General features: G+C 69.1%; 23 protein-coding genes and 1 tRNA gene. 22 read left to right on the forward strand and 2 right to left on the reverse strand.

Annotated elements, in window-relative coordinates:
• Nucleotides 1-205 precede the first annotated feature (205 nt).
• The 17 genes from QRN19_RS11355 (at nucleotide 206) to der (ending at nucleotide 16334) form a co-directional block, all read left to right on the forward strand.
• Nucleotides 206-745 carry a hypothetical protein gene (locus tag QRN19_RS11355; protein WP_285027073.1) on the forward strand — a complete coding sequence of 180 codons (540 nt, stop codon included), beginning with the start codon at nucleotides 206-208 and terminating at the stop codon, nucleotides 743-745.
• A 122-nt stretch (nucleotides 746-867) separates the two neighbouring features.
• Nucleotides 868-1578, forward strand: coding sequence for a hypothetical protein (locus QRN19_RS11360; protein ID WP_285027074.1), 711 nt, complete (start codon nucleotides 868-870; stop codon nucleotides 1576-1578).
• Nucleotides 1508-2584 (forward strand): HAD-IIA family hydrolase, encoded by a 1077-nt coding sequence (locus tag QRN19_RS11365; RefSeq protein ID WP_502928171.1) that lies wholly within the window; start codon nucleotides 1508-1510, stop codon nucleotides 2582-2584. Before QRN19_RS11360 ends, QRN19_RS11365 begins: the two co-directional genes overlap by 71 nt.
• A 91-nt stretch (nucleotides 2585-2675) precedes the next feature.
• Entirely contained in the window at nucleotides 2676-2834 is a 159-nt protein-coding gene (locus QRN19_RS11370; protein WP_285027076.1) for a hypothetical protein, read from the forward strand.
• Between the two features lie 3 nt (nucleotides 2835-2837).
• Nucleotides 2838-3689, forward strand: coding sequence for a TlyA family RNA methyltransferase (locus QRN19_RS11375; RefSeq protein WP_285027077.1), 852 nt, complete (start codon nucleotides 2838-2840; stop codon nucleotides 3687-3689).
• A 4-nt stretch (nucleotides 3690-3693) separates the two neighbouring features.
• Nucleotides 3694-4704 (forward strand): NAD kinase, encoded by a 1011-nt coding sequence (locus QRN19_RS11380; protein WP_285027078.1) that lies wholly within the window; start codon nucleotides 3694-3696, stop codon nucleotides 4702-4704.
• Nucleotides 4701-6398: a DNA repair protein RecN gene (gene recN / locus QRN19_RS11385; protein WP_285027079.1), complete on the forward strand. Its 1698-nt coding sequence runs from the start codon at nucleotides 4701-4703 to the stop codon at nucleotides 6396-6398. Before QRN19_RS11380 ends, recN begins: the two co-directional genes overlap by 4 nt.
• An 86-nt stretch (nucleotides 6399-6484) precedes the next feature.
• Nucleotides 6485-8179: a CTP synthase gene (pyrG, locus tag QRN19_RS11390; protein WP_194718987.1), complete on the forward strand. Its 1695-nt coding sequence runs from the start codon at nucleotides 6485-6487 to the stop codon at nucleotides 8177-8179.
• Nucleotides 8172-8810, forward strand: a complete 639-nt coding sequence (locus tag QRN19_RS11395; protein ID WP_285027080.1) for an NUDIX domain-containing protein — start codon at nucleotides 8172-8174, stop codon at nucleotides 8808-8810. The genes pyrG and QRN19_RS11395 overlap by 8 nt, the downstream gene beginning before the upstream one ends.
• Before the next feature lie 3 nt (nucleotides 8811-8813).
• Entirely contained in the window at nucleotides 8814-9749 is a 936-nt protein-coding gene (gene xerD / locus QRN19_RS11400) for a site-specific tyrosine recombinase XerD (protein WP_285027081.1), read from the forward strand.
• An 85-nt stretch (nucleotides 9750-9834) separates the two neighbouring features.
• Nucleotides 9835-10710 (forward strand): ParA family protein, encoded by an 876-nt coding sequence (locus tag QRN19_RS11405; RefSeq protein WP_071260744.1) that lies wholly within the window; start codon nucleotides 9835-9837, stop codon nucleotides 10708-10710.
• Nucleotides 10711-10726: 16 nt separating this feature from the next.
• Nucleotides 10727-11581, forward strand: a complete 855-nt coding sequence (locus QRN19_RS11410) for a segregation and condensation protein A (RefSeq protein ID WP_502928174.1) — start codon at nucleotides 10727-10729, stop codon at nucleotides 11579-11581.
• Nucleotides 11574-12209: an SMC-Scp complex subunit ScpB gene (gene scpB / locus QRN19_RS11415; RefSeq protein WP_137241546.1), complete on the forward strand. Its 636-nt coding sequence runs from the start codon at nucleotides 11574-11576 to the stop codon at nucleotides 12207-12209. The genes QRN19_RS11410 and scpB overlap by 8 nt, the downstream gene beginning before the upstream one ends.
• A complete protein-coding gene (locus QRN19_RS11420; RefSeq protein WP_285027082.1) occupies nucleotides 12175-12996 on the forward strand; it encodes a pseudouridine synthase in 822 nt (273 codons plus the stop codon). Before scpB ends, QRN19_RS11420 begins: the two co-directional genes overlap by 35 nt.
• Entirely contained in the window at nucleotides 12993-14093 is a 1101-nt protein-coding gene (locus tag QRN19_RS11425) for a prephenate dehydrogenase (RefSeq protein ID WP_285027083.1), read from the forward strand. The genes QRN19_RS11420 and QRN19_RS11425 overlap by 4 nt, the downstream gene beginning before the upstream one ends.
• Before the next feature lie 8 nt (nucleotides 14094-14101).
• On the forward strand, nucleotides 14102-14839 hold the full coding sequence (gene cmk / locus QRN19_RS11430) for a (d)CMP kinase (protein ID WP_194600366.1): 738 nt from the start codon (nucleotides 14102-14104) through the stop codon (nucleotides 14837-14839).
• A complete protein-coding gene (gene der, locus QRN19_RS11435) occupies nucleotides 14826-16334 on the forward strand; it encodes a ribosome biogenesis GTPase Der (RefSeq protein WP_285027084.1) in 1509 nt (502 codons plus the stop codon). The genes cmk and der overlap by 14 nt, the downstream gene beginning before the upstream one ends.
• Nucleotides 16335-16427: 93 nt before the next feature.
• Here the strand turns inward: der and QRN19_RS11440 are convergent, their stop codons facing one another.
• Complete coding sequence (locus tag QRN19_RS11440; RefSeq protein WP_285027085.1) at nucleotides 16428-17075, reverse strand: TetR/AcrR family transcriptional regulator; 648 nt, start codon at nucleotides 17073-17075, stop codon at nucleotides 16428-16430.
• Between the two features lie 147 nt (nucleotides 17076-17222).
• Between QRN19_RS11440 and QRN19_RS11445 the strand changes: the two genes are divergently transcribed.
• Both QRN19_RS11445 and QRN19_RS11450 read left to right on the forward strand, forming a co-directional pair.
• Nucleotides 17223-18137, forward strand: coding sequence for an NUDIX domain-containing protein (locus tag QRN19_RS11445; RefSeq protein ID WP_285027086.1), 915 nt, complete (start codon nucleotides 17223-17225; stop codon nucleotides 18135-18137).
• 255 nt (nucleotides 18138-18392) lie between these two features.
• A complete protein-coding gene (locus QRN19_RS11450; RefSeq protein ID WP_228498185.1) occupies nucleotides 18393-20087 on the forward strand; it encodes a long-chain-fatty-acid--CoA ligase in 1695 nt (564 codons plus the stop codon).
• 79 nt (nucleotides 20088-20166) lie between these two features.
• Here QRN19_RS11450 and QRN19_RS11455 read toward each other — a convergent pair whose 3' ends face one another.
• A complete protein-coding gene (locus QRN19_RS11455) occupies nucleotides 20167-20367 on the reverse strand; it encodes a hypothetical protein (protein WP_285027088.1) in 201 nt (66 codons plus the stop codon).
• Nucleotides 20368-20588: 221 nt separating this feature from the next.
• Here QRN19_RS11455 and QRN19_RS11460 point away from each other — a divergent pair.
• The 3 genes from QRN19_RS11460 to QRN19_RS11470 all read left to right on the forward strand — a co-directional run bounded on the left by QRN19_RS11460 (nucleotide 20589) and on the right by QRN19_RS11470 (nucleotide 23394).
• Nucleotides 20589-20662: transfer RNA gene (locus QRN19_RS11460), tRNA-Pro, on the forward strand.
• 735 nt (nucleotides 20663-21397) lie between these two features.
• On the forward strand, nucleotides 21398-22198 hold the full coding sequence (locus QRN19_RS11465; protein WP_285027089.1) for a hypothetical protein: 801 nt from the start codon (nucleotides 21398-21400) through the stop codon (nucleotides 22196-22198).
• Nucleotides 22195-23394, forward strand: coding sequence for a helix-turn-helix domain-containing protein (locus QRN19_RS11470; RefSeq protein WP_285027090.1), 1200 nt, complete (start codon nucleotides 22195-22197; stop codon nucleotides 23392-23394). Before QRN19_RS11465 ends, QRN19_RS11470 begins: the two co-directional genes overlap by 4 nt.
• Nucleotides 23395-23414 lie beyond the last annotated feature (20 nt).

Consider the following 23414-nt stretch of genomic DNA (forward strand, 5'->3'; position numbering starts at 1 on the left):
TCTTCGTTGAAATGGCCACCCAAGGTTCTTGGGTGGCCATTTTGCGTTAAGTCGTCGTTTCGCGGGTACCGTGGGACAAGAATTCAACAGTAGGTTGACGCCGGGTGACGGCGTCCGAGCACCGTGGAGATCATCGTGAGTGACCAGTCAGCAGACCAGCCCGACAAGGGTGAGCGACGTCCTCCGAGATCTTCCGGTGACAACCGTGGGAACGGTGGTGCTCCGCGCCGCGATGATCGCGCTCGTGGCACCGACCGCCCGCAGCGGTCCGATGCGCCCAGGGGCGATCGTCCGCGCACGGATCGACCGCAGCGATCCGACCGTCCTGCACGCAGCGGCGACCGTCCGTCATCCGGGGATCGTCCGCAGCGCTCGGATCGTCCGGCATGGCAGAAAGATCGCCCGGCGTCGGGGGACCGTCCGCAGCGCTCGGACCGTCCTGCGCGCAGTGGCGACCGTCCGTCATCCGGTGATCGTCCGCAGCGCTCTGATCGTCCCGCGTGGCAGAAGGATCGTCCAGCCTCTGGCGACCGTCCGCAGCGCTCGGACCGTCCCGCGCGCAGCGGTGACCGTCCGTCGTCCGGTGATCGTCCGGACCGCGGAAACCGCACCGACCGGGGACACTCCTCTGAGCGTGGTGGCCGTCCCGACCGCGGGCGCGAGAGCGGTGGACGTGAGCTGTGGACGCGCGACGGCGCTCCGGCTCGCGGCGACCGAGACGCGTTCCGGCGCGAGCGCGAGCTGACCGAGGAAGAGCGCATCGCCTTCGAGCTCAAGTCGATCCGTCCGCGCCACGACGACCCGGAGATCCCTGACGACGTCACGCCGCAGGACCTCGACAAGGGTGCGCGGAACGAGCTGAAGACCTTGAGCAAGGAGAACGCGGACGGCGTCGCCCAGCACCTCGCGATGGCGGCGCGTCTGATCGACAGCGATCCTGCGTTGGCCCACCTCCACGCGATGTCCGCTGCCCGTCGGGCCGGCCGGATCGCGATGGTCCGCGAGACCCTCGCGATCACCGCGTACGAGACCGGGGACTACGCCCTCGCGCTTCGTGAGCTGCGGACCTATCGCCGTATCTCCGGCAAGGACGACCAGTTGCCACTCATGGTCGACAGTGAACGCGGCGTCGGCCGACCGGAGCGTGCCCTGGAGCTCGGACGGTCCGTCGATCGCTCGACCCTCGACGTGCCGGTGCGTGTGGCCCTCGCGATCGCGATGTCGGGTGCCCGACTCGACCTCGGGCAGACCGAGGACGCACTGCTCGAGCTCCAGATCCCGCAGCTCGACCCGAAGCGTGCGTTCTCCTACAGCCCGGCCCTGTTCAACGCGTACGCCGAGACCCTCGAGGTCCTCGGTCGTGAGGAGGAGGCGGCCGTCTGGCACGACCGGGCGATGATCGCTTCCGAGGCGATCGAGCAGTCCGCTGCGGACGACGAGGGCGAGACGATGGTGGTCGTGGAGGAGTTCATCGAGTTCGACGACGAACCCGAGTCGCCCACGGCTGATGCCGCTGCATCCGACGATCAGCCCGGGGAGGAGCCGTCCGGTGAGTCCGCTGCTGACGAGAAGGCCTAAGCCCGTGACCCCGCTCGACGGCGTCGACGTGGTCCTCGCGGATCTGGACGGCGTGGTCTATGCCGGCCCGAACCCGATCCCGCACGCAATTGAATCGCTGAACCTGGCGGCGGAGCACGTTCGCGTCGGATACATCACGAACAACGCGTCCCGGACGGACGCCTCCGTCGCGCAGCACCTGACCGATCTCGGTCTCAGCGTCGCGCCGGCAGAGGTCGTCACGAGCCCACAGGCTGCGGTCCGGCTGCTGGCCGGCCTGGTGCCCGCCGGGTCCACGATCCTGGTCGTCGGTGGCGCGGGGCTCGTCGACGAGGTCGAGAAGGGTGGCTTCGTCGTCACCCGCTCGGCTGAAGACTCGCCGGCTGCGGTGATCCAGGGCTTCGCTCCCGAGGTCGGCTGGTCGCAGCTGGCCGAAGCGGCGTTCGCGCTGCAGACGCCGACCGCTGACGGTTCCGAGCTGCCGTGGGTCGCGACGAACACGGACTGGACCATCCCGCAGGCTCGTGGGATCGCTCCGGGCAACGGGACGCTGGTGTCGGCCGTCCACACGGCGGTCGGCCGTCTTGCGACCGTCGCCGGGAAGCCGGAGGTACCGATCTTCGACGAGGCGAAGGTGCGTTTCGGCGCATCGAAGCCGCTCTTCATCGGCGACCGACTCGACACCGACATCCTCGGCGCGAACCGCGCCGGAATCGCGTCAGCCCTCGTCCTGACCGGCATCGATCGAGCCAAGCACGTCCTCGCGGCCGATCAACACTCCCGGCCGACCTTCATCCTCGAGGACCTGCGGCAGCTGCACGAGCCGTATCCGGCCACCACCATGTCGCGCGACGGCAAGGCGGCGACGGTCGGTGCGGCCACGGTGCGGATCCACGGGAACGACGTCGTGGTGGAGTCGGACGGCCCGTCCCGGATCGACCTGTTGCGCGCCGCGTGTGCCGCGATCTGGGCGTCCGGCCGTGCCATCTACGGACTCAACGTCCCGGAGCACCTGTACGCGGAGTGACGCGGGCCCCTCGGGAAGCGCGGGTCGCCACCGGTGTTCGCCCACAGCGGTTCCCGGGGGCGGCGACGGTGGCGGCCGGTAGGGTTGCCCTGTGACGAACGAACCGGAGCACCCGACCGACGGCCTCGTGTCCCGCGTCCACCTCATCGACGAGCAGCCGCTCGAGGAGCGGGCCACCGCATACAGCCAGCTCGTCGACGAACTGCGGGCGACGCTCGAGGGGAGCGACTCGCCGAAGACCTCGGCGTAGCGCATGGAGCACACACCCGGACCACCAGCCGTAGCAGCGTCGCCGGACGGCGCCGCGCAGCCCGCCCGCCTCGACGCCGCCCTCGCCGCGCGAGGACTCGCCCGCTCCAGGACCCACGCGGCCCAGCTCATCGCCGACGGGCTCGTGAGCGTCGACGACCGCACGATCGTGAAGGCCTCCCACCGGGTCCACCCGGATGCTCGGGTCGTCGTCGCCGGCGCCGACCACTACGTCAGTCGAGCCGCCCACAAGTTGCTCGCCGCCCTGGACGCCTTCCCGGTCGTCGTCGACGACGCACTCGTCCTCGACGCCGGCGCCTCCACCGGCGGATTCACCCAGGTCCTGCTCGAGCGTGGAGCGCGTCGGGTGATCGCGCTCGACGTCGGGCACGACCAGCTCGTGCCGCAGCTCCGAGCAGACGAGCGGGTGCGGGTCGTCGAGGGGTGCAACGTCCGCTTCCTGACGCCGGAGCAGCTCAGCGAGCTCACCGGCCTGGACGAGCGTCCGTCGCTCGTGGTCGGCGACCTCTCGTTCATCTCCCTCACGCAGGTGCTCCCGGCACTCGTGTCGGTCGTCGCGTCACCGGCGGAACTCCTCCTGCTCGTCAAACCGCAGTTCGAGGTCGGTCGTGGTGGCGTCCGTGAGGGCGTCGTCACCGATCCCGGGCTCCGTGCCGACGCCGTCGCCGGCGTCCTGTGGGCGGCCTGGGACCTCGGTCTCGGGACGGCCGGGCTCATCCCGTCGCCGATCGTCGGCACCCACGGCAACCGCGAGTACGTGGTGTGGATATCGGCGGAGCACGGAACCAATCCGACAGAATGGATGCAGCAGATCACCTCGATGGCTGGAGCGTAACCCGATGGCACATTCCACCGATCCTGCGGTCGCGGCGAGGAACATCCTGATCGTCGCGCACACCGGCCGCGACGACTCGCGCGATGCCGCCGTGCTCGTCTCCAGGCTGCTCCTGGAGGCGGGCGTCCGCCCGGTCCTCAGCGCGCTGGAGCGGGCCGACCTCATCGCCGTCGACCCGGAGCTCGACGTCGTCTCCATCCTCGACGAGGAGGTCTCCCTCGGCGACATCGAGCTGGCGATCGTCCTCGGTGGCGACGGCACGATCCTGCGAGCGGCCGAGGTCACACGTGGATCGGCGGCGCCATTGCTCGGGGTGAACCTCGGTCACATCGGCTTCCTCGCCGAGAGCGAGCGCGACGACCTCGCCGAGACGGTCGAGCGGGTCGTCCGACGCGACTACTTCGTCGAGGAGCGCATGACGCTCTCCGTCCGGGTCAAGGTCGGCGCCGAGGTCGTCTACGAGACCTGGGCCCTCAACGAGGCCACGGTCGAGAAGGCGAGCCGGGAACGCATGCTCGAGGTCGTGATCGAGGTCGATCAGCGTCCGCTCTCCTCCTTCGGGTGCGACGGGGTGGTCATCTCGACCCCGACCGGTTCCACCGCCTACAACTTCTCGGCGGGCGGCCCGGTCGTGTGGCCGTCGGTGGAGGCCATCACCCTCGTCCCGCTGAGCGCGCACGCCCTGTTCGCGAAGCCGCTCGTGGTCGGCCCGGAGTCGTCCCTCGCCGTCGAGGTGCTGGAACGCACCGACGGCCTCGGGGTGCTCTGGTGCGACGGCCGCCGAGCCAAGGACCTCCAGCCGGGCGCCCGGGTGGTCGTCAGACGCTCCTCGGTGCCGGTCCGCCTCGCGCGCCTCCACGAGAGCACCTTCACCGATCGACTCGTCAACAAGTTCCGGCTGCCGGTCACCGGTTGGCGTGGCCCCGTCGGACGTGAGGAGCCGATGACCGGCACGATCCACCTCCCGGCCTCCACGGCCACCCGACCCCACAGCGATCAGGAGGGCACCGCATGATCGAGGAGATCGAGATCCGCGACCTCGGCGTCATCGCGTCCGGGACGCTCCCACTCGGACCCGGTTTCACCGCCGTGACGGGTGAGACCGGCGCAGGCAAGACGATGGTGGTCACCGCCCTCGGGCTGCTGCTCGGTCAGCGGTCGGACAGCGGGGTCGTGCGAGCGGGCCAGAAGCAGACGAGCGTCCAGGGACGTTGGTTGGTGCCGGGCGACGGCGCGGTCGCGGAGCGCGTCCGCGAGGCCGGGGGAGACCTCGATCCCGCGGGTGATGCGGCAGAGCTGTTGCTCGGTCGGATCGTGACCGCCGAGGGCCGCGGTCGAGCGATCGTCGGTGGCCGGACGGCGCCCATCGGGATCCTCTCCGAACTCGGCGAGCAGCTCGTCGTCGTGCACGGGCAATCCGACCAGATCCGCCTGCGGGCCGCGCCGGCCCAGCGGGACGCCCTGGACCGCTTCGCCGGTGAACCGCTCCAACTGGCCCTCGGCGACTACCAGCGGCGCTACACGGAGCTCCTGGAGCTGCGGACGGAACTCGAGACCCTGACGAGCGAACGCGACACGCGGCTCCTGGAGGCCGAGCAGCTGCGCGTCGCGCTGGCCGAGATCGAGCAGGCCGACCCGCAGCCAGGCGAGGACGCCGAGCTGGCCGAGCGCGCCGATCGACTGACCAACCTCGAGGAGCTCCGTCTCTCGGCGGCCGGCGCCCGAGAACTCGTCTCGGCCGAGGCGGGCGAGGAGAGCGACGTCGTCGGGCTGCTCGAAGGCGCGCGGCGGCAGCTCGACCGGGCCTCGGTGCACGATCCCGCCCTCGGCGCGATCGCCGCGAGTGTCGCCAATGCGAGCTACCTGGCCGCGGAGATCGCCGCCGAGCTCTCGAGCTACCTCGCCGGACTCGACGAGGACGGCGCTCGCGAACTCGAGGTCGTCCAGGAGCGTCGCGCCACCCTCGCGACGCTCGCCAGGAAGTACGGCCCGACGCCCGAGGACGTCCTGCACCTGCTCGAGACGGGCAGCACGCGCCTGATGGAACTCGACGGCGACTCCGACCGCATCACCCAGCTCGAGGGCGACGTCGAACGACTCTCCGGGGAGGTCGACGCCGCTGCCGCGACGTTGAGCGCCGTCCGGGTCGAAGCCGCCGCTCGACTCGGCGCAGCCGCGAGCGCGGAACTGCGCTCGCTCGCCATGGCCGAGGCTGAGCTGGTCGTCGAGGTGTCCGATCGCGACGACCTCACGCTGCACGGCAAGGACGTGATCGCCTTCCTCCTCCGGCCGCACGTGGGTGCCGAGCCCCGACCGCTCGGCAAGGGCGCCTCGGGTGGAGAGCTGTCGCGCGTGATGCTCGCCCTCGAGGTCGTCATCGCCGGTGCCGACCCCGTGCCCACCTTCGTGTTCGACGAGGTCGACGCCGGCGTCGGCGGAGCCGCGGCGATCGAGATCGGCCGTCGCCTCGCGGCCCTCGCCGAGCGCTCGCAGGTGATCGTCGTCACCCACCTCGCGCAGGTCGCGGCCTTCGCTAACAACCACCTGAGCGTGGTCAAGGGCGGAGACGGTTCGGTGACCGCGTCGAGCGTGCGCCAGCTCGTCGGCGCCGAGCGGGAGGCGGAGATGGCGCGGCTGCTCTCCGGGCTGGCAGAGTCCGACAGCGGCCTCGCCCACGCCCGCGAACTGCTCGCCCTCGCAGCCTCCTGACGACGCGACCGCGAAGGAAGCGACACATGAACCCGAACTGGATGGTAGGATAAAAGCCCGTGGTGAATACTTCTGAAGCGGGCAACCTGAACTCTCCGATCGACGGCATCGTCTCGGGCTCCAACGGCACGACCAAGCACATCTTCGTGACTGGTGGTGTCGTTTCTTCGTTGGGCAAGGGGCTCACCGCAGCCAGCCTCGGCAACCTGCTGACGGCGCGCGGGCTCCGGGTGGTCATGCAGAAGCTCGACCCCTACCTCAACGTCGACCCGGGCACGATGAACCCGTTCCAGCACGGCGAGGTCTTCGTGACCGACGACGGCGCCGAGACCGACCTCGACATCGGCCACTACGAGCGGTTCCTCGACATCGAGCTGAGCCAGGCCGCGAACGTGACGACCGGTCAGATCTACTCGACGGTCATCGCGAAGGAGCGTCGCGGCGAGTACCTCGGCGACACCGTGCAGGTGATCCCGCACATCACGGACGAGATCAAGCGCCGCATGCGCCTGCAGGCGTCCGAGACGCCCCAGCCCGACGTGATCATCACCGAGATCGGTGGCACGGTCGGCGACATCGAGTCGCAGCCGTTCATCGAGTCGGCACGGCAGATCCGCCACGAGCTCGGCCGGAACAACGTGTTCTTCGTCCACGTCTCGCTCGTGCCGTACATGGGCGCGTCCGGTGAGCAGAAGACGAAGCCGACGCAGCACTCGGTCGCGGCCCTCCGGTCCATCGGGATCCAGCCCGACGCCCTCGTGCTCCGCAGCGACCGCCCGGTGACCGAGAGCAACAAGCGCAAGATCGCCCTCATGTGCGACGTCGACGAGGACGCGGTCGTGAACGCGGTCGACGTCCCGAGCATCTACGACATCCCCACCATGCTGAACGACCAGGGCCTCGACGCCTACATCGCCGACCGCCTGGGTCTCGTCACGAACGAGGTCGACTGGAGCGGCTGGGCCGACCTCCTCGAGGCCGTCCACCACCCGAAGCACGCCGTCACCATCGGCCTCGTCGGCAAGTACATCGACCTGCCCGACGCCTACCTGTCCGTGACCGAGGCGCTCAAGGCCGGCGGCTTCGCCCACGACACCAAGGTCAGCATCCGCTGGATCCCGTCCGACGACTGCGAGACCGTCGAGGGAGCGATCAAGGCGCTCGCCGACGTCGACGGCATCTGCGTCCCCGGCGGCTTCGGCATCCGCGGCATCGAGGGCAAGCTCGGCGCCCTGAAGTTCGCCCGCGAGAACGGCATCCCGGTGCTCGGCCTCTGCCTCGGCCTGCAGTGCATGGTCATCGAGTACGCGCGGAACGTCGTCGGGCTCGAGGGCGCCAGCTCCTCCGAGTTCGACCCCGACACGCAGTTCCCCGTCATCGCGACGATGGCCGAGCAGGTCGAGATCATCGCCGGCGGCGACCTCGGCGGCACGATGCGCCTCGGTCTGTACGCGGCGAAGCTCGACGAGGGCTCGATCGTCGCCGAGCTGTACGGTGCTGACGAGGTGTCCGAGCGTCACCGTCACCGCTACGAGGTGAACAACGGCTACCGCCAGCAGATCGCGGACGCCGGCCTCCAGTTCTCCGGCCTGTCGCCCGACGGCACCCTGGTGGAGTACGTCGAGCTGCCGCGCGAGGTGCACCCGTTCTACGTCGCGACGCAGGCGCACCCCGAGCTGCGGTCGCGCCCGAACCACGCGCACCCGCTGTTCGCCGGTCTCGTCGGTGCTTCGCTCGAGCGTCAGCAGGCGAGCCGTCTGTTCGACGTCGCCAATGGTTGAGCCGATCGGCGACGCCGCGTCGTTGCGCGACGAGTCGCACCCCGTCGAGGTGGTGTCCTCCGAGCGCGCGTTCGCGGGCAAAGTCTGGGACATCCGTCGAGAGACGTTCCGCTACGGCGACGGCGAGGTCGTGCGCGAGTTCGTCGACCACACCGGGGCGGTCGCGGTGTTGGCGCTCGACGCCGACGAGCGCGTCCTGCTCATCCAGCAGTACCGCCACCCGATCGGTGAGCGCGACTGGGAGCTGCCCGCCGGCCTGCTCGACATCGCGGAGGAGGACCCGGCCGTGGCCGCGGGCCGCGAGCTGGAGGAGGAGGCCGACCTCGTCGCCGGTTCGCTCCAGCTGCTGACGGAGTTCTACACGACGCCCGGTGGCAGCAACGAGTCGATCCGCATCTACCTCGCGCGCGACCTCACCGCGACCGCCGAGGCCTTCGCCCGTGCTGAGGAGGAGGCGGACATCCTCGTGGAGTGGGTGCCCCTCGACGACGCCGTGGCCGCGGTGCTCGACGGCCGGCTCCACAACTCGATCCTGATGCTCGGCGTCCTCACGGCCGCCGCGGCTCGCGATCGCGGGTGGTCGACGCTGCGCGACAGCGGCGACTCCACGATCGGGCCGGGCGGAGCCTGAGGCGTGGCGCTCGATCGCGCGGTCGCCGACTACCTGCGGCACATCGCGATCGAGCGCGGCCTGTCGGCCAACACGCAGGCCGCCTACCGACGGGATCTCGAGGGCTATCTCGCCTGGCTCGGCGCGCACGGCGTCGTCGAGGCACCGGCCGTCACCGCTGCGCACGTGTCGGAGTACACGGCGTCGCTCCGGACACCGGAGGGGCAGCCGGTGCGTGCGTCCTCGCTCGCCAGGGTGCTGTCGTCCATCCGCGGCCTCCATCGGTTCCTGCTCGACGAACAGCTCGTCGAGGTCGACGTCGCACGTGAGGTGCGGCCGCCGAAGCTCCCGGGGCGGCTCCCGAAGGCGATCACGATCGACCAGGTCCGTGCGCTGCTCGAGACGACCGACGGCGACGGCCTGCTGGCCGTTCGCGACAAGGCGCTCCTCGAACTGCTCTACGCGACGGGGGCCCGCGTCTCCGAGGCCGTCGGTCTGAACGTCGACGACGTCATCGACACCGACATCGTCCGGCTCCTCGGCAAGGGCGGCAAGCAGCGGATCGTGCCACTCGGCAGCTTCGCCCGTGACGCCGTTGACCGCTACCTCGTGCGCGTCCGGCCCGTCTTCTCCGGCCTCGGTCGATCCACGCCGGCGCTCTTCCTCGGGCAGCGCGGTGCGCGGCTGTCCCGGCAGAGCGCGTGGCTCGTCCTCCAACGCGCCGCCGAGCGCGCAGGACTCGAATCGCACGTCTCACCGCACACCCTCCGACACTCCTTCGCGACGCACCTGCTGCAGGGTGGAGCCGACGTCCGGGTCGTGCAGGAACTCCTCGGTCACTCCTCGGTGGCGACGACGCAGCTGTACACGCTGGTGACGGTCGACAACCTCCGCGACGTGTACACGCAGTCCCATCCCCGGGCCAGATGGACCACGGGCGGAGCGGCACCGCAGGCCTGACCCGTGGCCCGGTAGACTCGTCACTCGAACGACAGCAAGCGGGAGCGAGGCAACACCGGTGGCCGGTACGAAGCACACGAGCGCAGTGCAGGATTCTGCGCGCAAGACCGCCGCCGAACTGAACCCGAACGGCCCGACCGGCCGCCCGCGTCGTGAGTTCGCGGTGCCGCCCACGCTGGCGCAGCACGGTCCGGCACGCATCATCTCGCTCTGCAACCAGAAGGGTGGCGTCGGCAAGACGACGACCACCATCAGTCTGTCCGCCGCGCTCGCCGAATACGGCCGCCGGGTGCTCGTCGTCGACTTCGACCCGCAGGGCGCGCTGTCCGCCGGTCTCGGCATCTCCACCCACGACTCCAACACCGTGTACGACCTGCTGCTGGGCACCGTCAAGGACCCGGCCGAGGTCATCCAGCACACCGCCATCGAGGGTCTCGACGTGCTCCCGGCCAACATCGACCTCTCGGCCGCCGAGGTCCACCTCGTCAACGAGGTCGCGCGCGAGACGATCCTGGCCCGGGTGCTCCGCAAGGTGTCCGACGACTACGACGTCATCCTGATCGACTGCCAGCCCTCGCTCGGCCTGCTCACGGTCAACGCCCTCACCGCCAGCCACGGGGTCCTCATCCCGCTCGAGTGCGAGTTCTTCGCGCTCCGCGGTGTCGCGCTGCTCATCGAGACCATCGACAAGGTGCGCGACCGCCTCAACCCGGCGATCGAGCTCGACGGCATCCTCGCCACCATGTACGACTCCCGGACCCTGCACTCGCGTGAGGTCCTCGAGCGCGTCGTCGACGCGTTCGGAGAGAAGGTCCTCGAGACGGTCATCGGACGGACGGTGAAGTTCCCCGACGCGAGCGTCGCCGGAACCCCGATCACCGAGTTCGCGCCGGAGCACGCCGCCGCGAAGGCCTACCGTCAGCTCGCGAGAGAGCTCATCTCCCGTGGCGCGATCGCCTGATCCCGCGCGGACGCCCGTGGCCGTCCTCCCTCCGGCCGGCGACACCGGCTCGCGCTCCGCTGAGGCGACGACCGTCGACCCCGCACCGGCACCGTCGTTCCGGGTGTCGTTCGAGGGCTTCGAAGGGCCCTTCGACCTCCTGCTGACCCTCATCGGCAAGCACGAACTCGACATCACCGAGGTCTCGCTCAGCCGCGTGACCGACGAGTTCATCGCCTACCTGCGCACGCTCGAGGCCGACGACGAACTCGACCAGGCGAGCGAGTTCCTCGTCGTCGCGGCCACCCTGCTCGACCTCAAGATCGCGGGGCTGCTGCCGCAGGGTGAGCTCGTCGACGCGGAGGACGTCGCCCTGCTGGAGGCGCGGGACCTGCTGTTCGCGCGCCTGCTGCAGTACCGCGCCTTCAAGCAGGCGTCGGCGTGGTTCGCGGAGCGCCTCGACCTGGAGGCGGCGCGCCACTTCCGGGCGGTCCGGCTGGAGGAGCAGTACCGTCAGCAGACCCCGGAACTCGTCTGGACGCTGACCGCGCAGGACTTCGGCGCACTCGCGACGCTCGCGTTCACGCCGCGTGAGGTCCCGACGGTGGGCCTCGACCACCTGCACGCACCGCTCGTGAGCATCCGGGAGCAGGCGGCGCACGTCGTCGCCATCCTGCGCCGCGGCGGGTCCCACACCTTCCGCGAGCTCGTGGCCGGCACGGAGCTGAAGGGCGTCGTCATCGCGCGCTTCATCGCCGTGCTCGAACTGTACCGACACGCCGCGCTGTCCTTCGAGCAGATCGAACCGCTCGGCGAGCTCACGCTCCGCTGGACCGCCGAGACCTGGAACGACGACAGCCTCGCCAACCTGGGAGCCGAATACGATGCCTGACGCGACACCCGAGTCGATCGAGCGGCCGACGGACGCTGCCCAGGGCCTGCCGGCCGAGCCCGCGCCGGTGCCCGCACCGGACGTCCCGAGGGCGCTCGAGGCGATCCTCATGGTCGCCGACGAACCGCAGAGCCTCGTGAACCTCGCCGCCGCCGTGCACGTCCCGGTCGGCGCCGTCCGACGCGCCATCGCCGAACTCGTCGCCGACTACGACGGCGAACGCGGTGGCGTCCGACGCGGGTTCGAACTCCGCGAGGTCGGTGGCGGCTGGCGGATCTACGTCCGAGCCGACTACGACGCGCTCGTCACCGACTACGTCGTGACCCAGAACCCGACGAAGCTGTCGCAGGCGGCGCTCGAGACCCTGGCCGTGATCGCCTACAAGCAGCCGATCAGCCGCGGCGCGATCGCCTCGATCCGCGCCGTCAACGTCGACTCCGTCGTCCGCACCCTCCTCGGTCGCGGACTCATCACGGAGATGTTCACCGACAGTGAGACGGGTGCCATCAACTACGGCACCACCGATCTCCTGCTCACCCAACTTGGTATCAACGCCATCGAGGAGCTGCCGCGGATCTCGCCGTTGCTCGACGATGGCCGGGAAGGATTCGACAGTGACCAGCACTGAATCAGAAGGCATCCGCTTGCAGAAGGTGCTGGCGAACGCCGGCGTCGCCTCGAGGCGCGTGTCTGAGCAACTCATCGAGGACGGCCGTGTGGAGGTGAACGGCGTCGTCGTCACCGAGCTCGGCTCGCGGATCGACCCGGAGCACGATCTCGTTTCCGTCGACGGCAGCGCCATCCAGCTCGACGCCTCGAAGCGCTACCTCATGCTCAACAAGCCGGTGGGCATCTACAGCTCGCTGAAGGACGACCGCGGTCGCCCCGACCTGCGCCGCTTCACCGAGCAGTACGAGGAACGACTCTTCAACGTCGGCCGCCTCGACGCCGAGACGAGCGGTCTGCTCATCCTCACCAACGACGGCGACCTCGCGCACGTGCTCGCGCACCCGTCGTTCGGTGTGCAGAAGACGTACATCGCGAAGGTCACCGGCAAGGTGACCCCGCAGGTCCTCGCGAAGCTGACCGCGGGCATCGACCTCGAGGACGGACCGATCTCCGCCGACAAGGCCCGCCTGCTCGGGAACGAGGACGGCTTCAGCCTCGTGGAGCTCACGCTGCACTCCGGTCGGAACCGCATCGTCCGTCGCATGCTCGACGCCGTCGGCCACCCGGTCGTCGACCTCGTGCGCCGTCAGTTCGGCCCCCTGCATCTCGGGACACTCGGATCCGGCCAGCTGCGCGAGCTGAGCAAGGACGAACTCGGCGCCATCCTGACCATCGCCCGCGCTCACGGTCCTGAAGCCCGCGCGGCCGACGGCACGGCAGCGGAGGCGTCGGAGCCGACGGCATGAGCGACCTGAGTTCCGCGCCCGCGCGCGTGCAGGGGTCGGTCCGCATCGTCGGAGCCGGCCTCCTCGGTGCGAGCATCGGACTCGCGCTGCGCACCAAAGGCGTCGACATCATCCTCGACGACGCGTCGCCCAGCCAGTTGCGCCTCGCCATCGACTACGGCGCGGGTCGTGCGGCGGAATCCACCGACGACCCGTCCGTCGTCGTCATCTGCGTCCCGCCGGACGTCACCGCCCGCGTCATCGAGGCCGAACTCGCCGCGTTCCCGAGCGCCGTCGTCACCGACGTCGCGAGCGTGAAGCTCGAACCGTACCGGGCACTGCTCGAGCGCGGTGTCGACCTCACCCGCTACATCGGGTCCCACCCGCTTGCCGGTCGTGAGCGCGGGGGAGCGATCTCGGCGCGCGCCGACCTCTTCCTCGGCCGCCCGTGGGTGATCTGCCGCGACGCCGAGACACCCGCCTGGGCACTGTCGCAGGTGGAGGGCCTCGCGCTCGACCTCGGCACCATCCCGATGGAGATGACGCCGGACGAGCACGACCGCTTCGTCGCGCTCGTCTCGCACACGCCGCAACTCGTCGCGAGCCTCCTGGCCGCCCAGCTGCAGGACGCCGAGGAGGGCGCGATCCAGCTCGCCGGGCAGGGTCTGCGCGACACCGTCCGTATCGCCTCGAGCGCTCCGGAGCTCTGGGTGCAGATCCTCAGTGCCAACCACGCCGAGGTCCTCCCCGTGCTGGAGCAGCTGTCCACCGACCTCGCGTCGGTCATCTCGGCACTCCGGGACCCGGAGGTGCCGGGCGCTCGCCGCACGATCGCGGACACGATCGCCGCCGGCAACACCGGCGTCGCACGGCTCCCGGGCAAGCACGGCCAGAACCGCCGGTTCGCGAGCATCGTCGTCCTCCTCGACGACCGCCCCGGCCAGCTGGGCGCCCTGTTCACGGAGCTCGGGGAGATCGGCGTCAACATCGAGGACCTGCGTCTGGAGCACTCGCCCGGCGCGAACATCGGTCTCGCGGAGGTCCAGGTCCTCCCCGAGGTGAAGCAGCGCACCGTCGACGACCTCGAGTCGCGCGGCTGGCGTATCGCGGAAGTATAGGAAGAGACATGACCGAACAGCACCCCACCAGCACCGACGCGTCGACGACGCCGGACGCACCCGTCGTGGTCGCGATCGACGGACCGGCCGGCAGCGGCAAGTCCAGCGTGAGCAAGGCCGTCGCCCGTCGGCTCGGCTACCGCTACCTCGACACGGGCGCCTGGTACCGCGCGCTCGCGCTCCACACGCTCGACGCGGACGTCGACCCCGAGGACTCGGCGGCGGTGATCGGCTCGCTCGACGCGTTCGGTGGCGCCTTCACCGTCTCACTCGACCCGGACGTGACCGCGTTCTCGCTCGGGGATCGCGACGTCACCGACGAGATCCGCGGCCCTCGCGTGACGGCCGTCGTGTCCGCCGTCGCCCGCGTCCCGGAGGTGCGAGCGTGGATCAACGAGACCTTCCGATCGCTCATCGCCGACGTCGACCGCCCGGGCATCGTCGTCGAGGGACGCGACATCACCACGGTGGTCGCACCGGATGCTCAGGCTCGGATCCTGCTCACGGCATCCGAAGCGGCTAGAATGGCCAGGCGTTCAGCGGAATTCGAGAGCCACCCTGCCGGCGACGTCGCGGAACAACTGCAGCGGCGTGATCGGGCGGACTCCAGGGTCGTCGACTTCATGAACGCGGCGGACGGAGTGACCACGGTCGACTCCACGCACATCGACTTCGACGAGACGGTCGACGCGGTCGTCCGCGTCACCGAATCCCTCACAGCAAGGAACTCCCATGGCTCACGATGACGAGCAGTTCGACGGAGGCCCCGACGACCTCGCGGACCGCCTCCAGGACATGGACGAGGAGCTCGCGACCCAGCGGGCCGCGTCCCTCCGCTCCGGCCTGGCCGACTACGACCTCGAGGGCGACGACCTCGACATCCTCGACGGCGCGACGGAGGACCCGGACGAGATCCGCTTCCTGCCGGCGCTGCCCGTCGTGGCGATCGTCGGTCGCCCGAACGTGGGTAAGTCCGCACTGGTGAACCGCATCCTCGGCCGTCGTGAGGCCGTCGTGGAGGACACCCCCGGTGTCACCCGCGACCGCGTCAACTACAAGGCCGAGTGGAACGACCGTCGCTTCACGGTCGTCGACACCGGTGGGTGGGAACCCGACGCCAAGGGGATCGACGCGTCCGTCGCTGCCCAGGCCGAGGTCGCCATCGACCTCTCCGACGTCGTGATCTTCGTGGTCGACGCCATGGTCGGTGCCACGGCGACCGACGAGCAGGTCGTCAAGCTGCTCCGCAAGACTGGCCGTCCGGTCTTCCTCGTCGCCAACAAGGTCGACGACGCCCGTCAGGAGCCGGAGGCCGCAGCGCTCTGGAACCTCGGTCTCGGCGAGCCCCACCCGGTCTCCGCGATCCACGGCCGTGGTGTCGCCGACCTCCTCGACAAGATCCTCAAGGTCCTCCCGCAGGTCTCGGCCGTCGCGAAGGACGAGTTCGGCGGCCCCCGCCGCGTCGCGATCCTCGGTCGCCCGAACGTCGGCAAGTCCAGCCTGCTCAACAAGACCGCGGGCGAGGAGCGCGTCGTCGTCAACGACCTCGCCGGGACCACCCGCGACCCGGTCGACGAGCAGATCGAGCTCGGTGGCAAGATCTGGCGGTTCGTCGACACCGCCGGCATCCGTCGCCGGGTGCACCTGTCGCAGGGTGCCGACTTCTACGCGTCGCTCCGCACGAGCACGGCGCTCGAGAAGGCCGAGGTGGCCGTCGTCCTCATCGACGTCACCGAGGTGATCAGCGAGCAGGATGTGCGGATCATCGACCTCGTGCTCGAGAGCGGTCGCGCCCTCGTGCTCGCCTTCAACAAGTGGGACCAGCTCGACGACGAACGCCGGAAGTACCTGGAGCGCGAGATCGAGCAGGACCTCTCGCACGTGTCGTGGGCGCCGCGCGTCAACATCTCCGCGCGCACGGGCCGCCACCTGGAGCGCCTCGTCCCGGCGCTCGAGGTCGCACTCGAGTCGTGGGACATGCGCATCCCCACGGGCAAGTTCAACGCCTTCCTCGCCGAGCTCACGGCGGCGCACCCGCACCCGCTGCGTGGTGGCAAGCAGCCCCGTATCCTGTTCGGCACGCAGGCCGCGAGCCGCCCGCCGACCTTCGTGCTCTTCACGACCGGCTTCCTCGACCCCGGCTACCGTCGCTACGTGGTCCGTCGCCTGCGCGAGATCTGGGGCTTCGAGGGCACGCCGATCAACGTCAACATGCGTGTCCGCGAGAAGCGCCAGCGCTGATCCGCGCCGCTCGTCCCTCAGACGGTGACGACGAAGGCCCGGGACCGCTCCATGGAGGGGTCCCGGGCCTTCGTCGTACTGGTCGAGGTGTGATCAGGAGCGAGCGAGGGCGGACTCGTCCGCGGGTGCCAAGGCCGACCCGTGTTCAGTCTGGAACGGCCACCAGCTCGGGAGCAGTTCGCCGATGACCTCGAGGAACGACGCGATGTCGCGTGGTGCGGGGGTGTCGAGCCAGACCCGGAACGCCGCGACGGAGCCCGCGGCGACGAAGTGGGCCGCCGATCGCGTGAACAACTCGCGCTGGTCCTCACTCAGGCATTCGGCGTGGGGGAGGGTGATCGCCCCGCGCTCGAAGATGTCGAGCACCGTCGAGGTGAAGACCCGGTTGAGCATGGGCTGCAGACTCGCACCGAGGAGGTCGTCGCCGAGGCCGACACGGTAGATGTCGGCTCGTTCGTCGAGGTGGCGGAGCGTCGCGACCGTGGCCCTGGTGATCGCCGCTGCGGCGTCGTCCGCAGAGACGGTGGACAGGTGGGTGATACTCAGTTCCGTGAGCTCTTCGGCGAGGACCGACTCGAGCAGCTCGCATGGAGCGGCGGCGTGCTGGTAGAAGGTCGATCGGTTGATGCCGGCGCGCGCGGCGATCTCGGAGACGGAGATCTCGGAGGTGGGGCGTTCGGCGGCGAGTTGCAGGATCGTGCGCGCGAGCCGTGCCCGCGTCCGGCGTTGACGTGCATCCATGAGAGGTCCTTCGCGTGGGTTGGGTGCGGCGGGCGCGAGCGCGGCCAATGCAATACTGGAGTTCAATATATAACATATTCCGCACGTGCGGCGGAGATGACCCGAGGCAAGGGCGTGGCTCACAGCGTTTCGTGCCAGGCTGGTCCAATGACTGATGCGCATCCCCCCGGCGGCCCCGTCCGGGACGCTGGGGATGCCTGGGTCGAGTCGGGCGACGGCCGGAAGTTCTGGGGGCGGTTCGGCGCAGCCGGACTGCTCGTACACGATCGAGCGCGCGGCGTGCTGCTGCAGCATCGGGCCGGTTGGAGTCACTTCGGCGGCACCTGGGGCATCCCGGGCGGCGCGCGCCATCAGTTCGAAAGCGCTGTCGACGGCGCGGTCCGCGAGTCCCACGAGGAGGCGGGTGTCCCCGCCGAGTCGATCGAGCTGCGGTTCGACTCCGTGCTCGATTTCGGGTTCTGGTCGTACACGACGGTGATCGTCGAGGCGGTCGAGCCGTTCGAGCCAGTGGTCTCCGACCCGGAGAGCATCGCCCTCGCCTGGGTGCCGCTGGACGAGGTCGAGACGTTGCCCCTGCACCCCGGCTTCGCCGATTCGTGGCCCGGCCTGCGGTCGCAGCTCGAGCGCCGCGTCACGGTCGTCGTCGACGTCGCGAACGTCGTCGGCTCACGTCCGGACGGCTGGTGGAAGGACCGCGCGGGCGCCGCGCAGCGGTTCGTCGCACGACTCGGCCACCTCGCACACGAGGGACTCGACGCCCAGGCACTCGACCTCGACTTCAACCGCTGGTGGCCGGCGTACATCGCCGTCGTCGAAGGACAGGCCCGTGGCGTCCACACCGATGACGACGTGCGAGAGCCTGGTCACGAGCTGCGGGCGGGCGTCTCGGTCGTCGATGCGGCGGAAAGTGGCGATGACGCGATCGTGGCCGTCGTCCGCGAACTCGACGGGGCGGTCGTCGTGGTCACCTCGGACCGTGAGCTGCGGGAACGCGTCGAGCGCCTGGGCGCAACGACGCGCAGAGCCGGCTGGCTGACGGACCTGCTCGACGCAGTGAGCTGAGTCGCTGATCTCAGCGCGGAGCTGGCGATCATCCACGACGCCGGGGCCATTCCCGCCGGACCCTTTGGAGCTTGTCAAGCGGTCAGGGCGCATCCCCGGTCGGGCATACGCGCCCGCCTAGGGTGGAGGCATGCGTGCGGTGCGCACGGTGTCATCTGGAGGATCGTCGTGGACCATCGAGGAAACACAGCCGAGCAGCGCGAGGGCGAGCCGTCGTCGGAGCCGACCGAGGCCGGCGAGGCGCAGCGTCAGCGTCTGGCCGAGCGGCCCTGGCTGTCGTCCTACGCCAGTGGCGTGCCCGCAGACATCGACGAGGTCACCGAGACGCTCGTCGACCTGCTCGACACCTCGGTGAAGCGCTTCGGTGATCGCATCGCCCTGGAGTTCTTCGGTGCCGAGACGAGCTACAGCGAGCTGGGTGAACAGGTCGCTCGAGCGGCCGAGGGGCTCCGCAAGCTCGGTGTGAAGCCGGGCGACCGCGTGGCGCTCGTGCTGCCGAACTGCCCGCAGCACGTCGTCGCGTTCTACGCGGCGCTCCGGCTCGGTGCGACGGTCATCGAGCACAACCCGCTCTACACGGCTCGCGAGCTGCGTCATCAGTTCGAGGACCACGGCGCGCACGTCGCGATCGTGTGGGACAAGGTCTACGACCTCGTGGCCGACCTCCCGGCCGACGTCATGCGCGGCCGCATCGTCTCGGTCGACATCACCCAGGCCCTCCCGTTGTCGAAGCGGCTCGCCCTCCGGCTGCCGGTGAAGCGTGCGCGCGAATCGCGTGCGGCGATGACCGCGACCCCGTCGGCCAAGCACGTGCTCCCATGGGAACGGCTGATCGGCGGACGGAAGCTGTCGAAGCGGGTCGTGCGTCCGACGCTCGACGACACTGCGCTCCTGCAGTACACGAGCGGGACGACCGGGGCACCGAAGGGTGCCATCCTGACGCACCGCAACCTGCGGGCGAATGCTGCGCAGGGTCGCGCCTGGGTGCCTGGCCTGAGCGAGGGCGGCGAGGTCTTCTACGGGGTGCTGCCGCTGTTCCACGCGTACGGCATGACGCTGTGCCTGACGTTCGCGATGAGCATCGGGGCGCGGCTCGTGCTGTTCCCGAAGTTCGACCTGGAGCTGGTGCTCACTGCGGCCAAGAAGTCCCCGCCGACGTTCCTGCCGGCGGTCCCGCCCATCTACGACGCGCTGTCGCGTGCGTCGAGCCGTAAGGGTGTCGACCTGACCAGTGTCCGCTTCGCGATCTCCGGGGCGATGAGCCTGCCGGTGTCGACGGTCACGCGCTGGGAGGAGGCGACCGGCGGTCTGCTCGTCGAGGGCTACGGGATGACGGAGTCGTCGCCGGTGGCGCTCGGCAACCCGATCGGTCCGTCGCGGCGGCCGGGCACCGTGGGGGTGCCGTTCCCGAGCACCGAGATCCGCGTCGTCGATCCCGAGAACCCGACGGTCGATCGTGCGGCGGGGGAGTCGGGCGAGTTGCTGCTCCGTGGGCCGCAGGTCTTCCAGGGGTACTGGGGTCGTCCGGACGAGTCGCGCGAGGCGTTGCTCGAGGGTGGCTGGTTGCGGACCGGCGACATCGTGACGGTGTCGGCGGACGGCTTCGTGACGGTCATCGACCGCGTGAAGGAGCTCATCATCACCGGAGGGTTCAACGTGAGTCCGTCCGAGGTGGAGGAGACGCTCCTGTCGCACCCGGACGTCGAGTCGGCCGCAGTGGTCGGCCTACCGCGCGATTCCGGTGGTGAGGACGTGACGGCGGCGGTCGTCATGCGTGCCGGTACCGTCTTCGACGCCGGCTCGCTGCGTGACTACTGCCGGACCCGCCTCACGGCGTACAAGGTGCCGAAGCGGGTCGTGCAGCTCGACGAGCTGCCGACATCGCTCATCGGCAAGGTGCTGCGCCGGAAGGTGCGCGATCAGCTCGTCGCGGATCGTAAGGCCGAGTAGAGCCAGCGTCCGGGCACGTGCCCGTCCTCGTGGCACGTCGTACAAGACGGGTCACGAGCGCTTCGTTGTGCCGCGGTGGTCAGCCGCGGGACTCGGGGTGCAGCCAGTGGCGCATGACGGGGATGAGCAGTGACAGCGCGACGAAGGTGATGGCGCCGCCGATGATGGCGTCGTCGATCGGCGTGTTGCGGCTGACCTGCACGAAGCCGGAGACGATCGCGACGGGTAGAGCGGTGAGGGCCGCGACGCGGACCTCTCTCCAGTAGTGGCTGTAGCGCATGGTGGTCCTTCGTCGGGTGACCGGATCGGTCGGCTCGTCCTGTCGCGCGGGTGCGGACGGATCACGGTAGCGTGCCCCGTGCGGGGGCGGGCAGGGGAGACCTCCTACCCGACGAGTGCGGCTTGTCTGGACCGCGCTGTGGCCGTCGGAGGCGTGTCACGGAGCGCTCTCGGAATCCGCTAGACTGTTCGAGTTGTCTTCTCCGCCCGCGGAGATGGCATCGGGCTGTGGCGCAGCTTGGTAGCGCACTTGACTGGGGGTCAAGGGGTCGCAGGTTCAAATCCTGTCAGCCCGACAGAAAAGCCCTGGTGAGAATGATCCTCTCGCCAGGGCTTCGTCGTTTTTGGGAATATCATTGGCTGGTCCATTCGCTTGATTTGTTCGAGCCTTTCGCTTTGGCTACGTGGTCTAGCGCCGTTCGGGCTCGTCGCTCGTGGAGTGCGCTAATAGGTGCCTATGAGGTGGACTAACATCCAGGCGGGCCTATGCTTTGGCCCCTTCCGGGAGAGTCTGAGCGGCTGTTCACCGTAGGTCATGGGTTGTGGTTCGTCGCGGCGGTCTGCATTCCTTCTGGTCGGTGCTGCGGAGAGGGCCTGATTGGCCCGTCTGGCGGCTTCGATGAGGTGTCGGCGGTCCGGCGTGCAGGTAGAGCCGTATATGGTCTCGCGCGACTGGTGTAGGAGGTTCTTTTGGCGCACGGGGAGGCAGGTGCCGGCGGTCGGCCATCCAGGTTGCTCCAGTGCGACCGAGCCCCTGGAGGGTGAGATTGCCACAGCTGTTTGCTGCGAGGTCGTCCCAGCGGGTGGCGTCGCAGACCGTCGTTGAGGTGAGGATGCTGCCGCGCGGCCCCGCAGGAGCGGGTAGCAGGGCTCATTCTCGGCGGTGCGCGATCGGCCCTCTGTGACCGCGATTCGCTAGGCGTTGGGGCCTCAGCTAATGGGCCAGCCATAGCGGCAGGCGCAGGACGTTCTGTACGACACGCGGTTGGAAATCGAACGCGAATTACTGCTTACGGGTGTAGAATTGGCATATGAGCGAACGAGACGACCTGGTAGCTGCGCTGGATAGTGCTGGTGTGCTCGCGGGTATCCGCTGGGCCTACCTGTCAGCCTCAGACCGTGTGTTGGAGGACTACTCAGAGGCTGCGGGCCACGACGCGACTTGGGTCGGCGTTACTCGGTTCACTCTCTTCCGCGACCGCCTCGATCGAGTGTTCTCCTGCCGCCGGTACGCTGTCGCCGAAGGCGCGGACGGAGAGTTGAGCCTTGACATCCTCCACGCTGAACTGAATGAGCGTGACGTCAAGACTCTCCCGAAGCTCAATCCTGAGCTCGTTGTGCGCGCTGATCTCAGCGGCAGCCCCGGCTGGTCACACGAGGGAACTCGTTGGCTCCTCGTGTCGTCTGAGTTCGGCAAGCTCGACGAAGTTCCCTGGCCGCAGAAGAGCACCACCAAGCAGCGTGTCGCTCAACAGCCGACCAACGAACCGGACGAGCCGACATTGTTCGACTATCTCACAGGCGACGAGCGGGCCGGTCTGGCAACTCTTATGACCGGCTCCAAACTCGATCTGCACACCTTGGTCATCGGGCACTCCCTGGATGCCGAGCACGGAGGCCGCGAAATGGCTATCGGCCAGCCGCGTCTAAACTCTGGTGGTGGCTCCGCCTGGTATTGGAAGCACGATCTGCTGCAAGCGCCTCCGTCGGAAGGCGGACGCCTGCGTCCGAGCGCGCCTGCACCCGTCGGCCCCGACACGACGCCCGACGCCCCGGTCAAGCTCCGGCGCCCGGCGGCCGAGCAGCCCACCCGTGGACAGGCAGGGCTTTGAGCGACAGCGACCGCACAGCGACCGCAGCTGCGTTCTTCGACGGTGCACGCCTGACCATGGCACGCCACCTGGCAGGGTTGCGCAAGAACGATCTTGCGGCGCTGATCAAGAAGAGTCCAACCGCGGTATCCGCATGGGAGACAGGCGCGAAGAAGCCGACTCCCTCCACCGTCGCGCAGCTCGCTCTCGGACTCTCGGTCGATCCAGGGTTCTTCGCCGCACGCCCGAACGATGTCGCGAAGGCCAGCGCCCTCCCACACTTCCGATCACTGCGGTCAACGAGCCAACTCGCACGCGACCAAGCCTTCGCCTACGGTCAGATCGCCCTCGACATCGCCGAGTCGCTAGAGCGCCACGTTGAGCTACCGGATGTCAACCTACTGTCTCGACCCGTCGAGCTGGACGACCTAGAGAACGACGGGCCCGAACAAGCCGCACAGGAGCTACGCGACGCATGGGAGCTCGGTGCCGGGCCAGCCGGACACCTGGTACGTGCCCTGGAGAACCACGGAGTCCTCGTCGTCTTCAGCCCGCACCAGACCGCCTCGGTAGACGCCTACTCATTCGATAGCCGCCTGCGCCCGGTAGTGGTCCTCAACCCCGTGAAGCGTGACTACTACCGCCAACGCTTCGACGTCGCCCACGAACTAGGTCATCTGATCATGCACAGCGACGCAGAACCCGGCGGACGAGCTGTAGAAGAGCAAGCTCACAGATTCGCCTCTGAGCTGCTGATGCCAGCATCCGAGATAACTGAGCTGTTGCCAACCGCAATGAACCGCGGCGCCTGGGTCACCCTCGCCAAGCTCAAGGAACAGTGGGGAGTGAGCATCCAAGCGCTTCTCTTCCGAGCACGCCGCCTCGGGCGGCTCGGTGACGTCTCCTACCGCAACGCGATGGTCACCCTGTCAACACGAGGCTGGAGACGCAACGAACCCGGCCTTGTCACCGCCATTGAACAGCCATCCCTGCTGCCACGAGCGATCGAACTACTTGAGAATGAAGGCATCGAAGAACTCAGCCTCGTCGAGCAATGCCGCGTACCGGCCGAGCTCTTCCGCCTCGTTACAGCACGCACCCCTCAGGCCCCCGAACCGGATCAGGCCGACGTGGACCTTGCGACGTCCGAGATCAGGAAAGTCGTATCTCTGCTACCGCGACTGAGCGCGCGGGCCGAAAGCAAGAGTGATGCATAGATTCCCACCTCACCGAAGGA

The sequence above is a fragment of the Plantibacter sp. ME-Dv--P-122b genome, assembly GCF_030209375.1.
GTDB lineage: Bacteria > Actinomycetota > Actinomycetes > Actinomycetales > Microbacteriaceae > Plantibacter.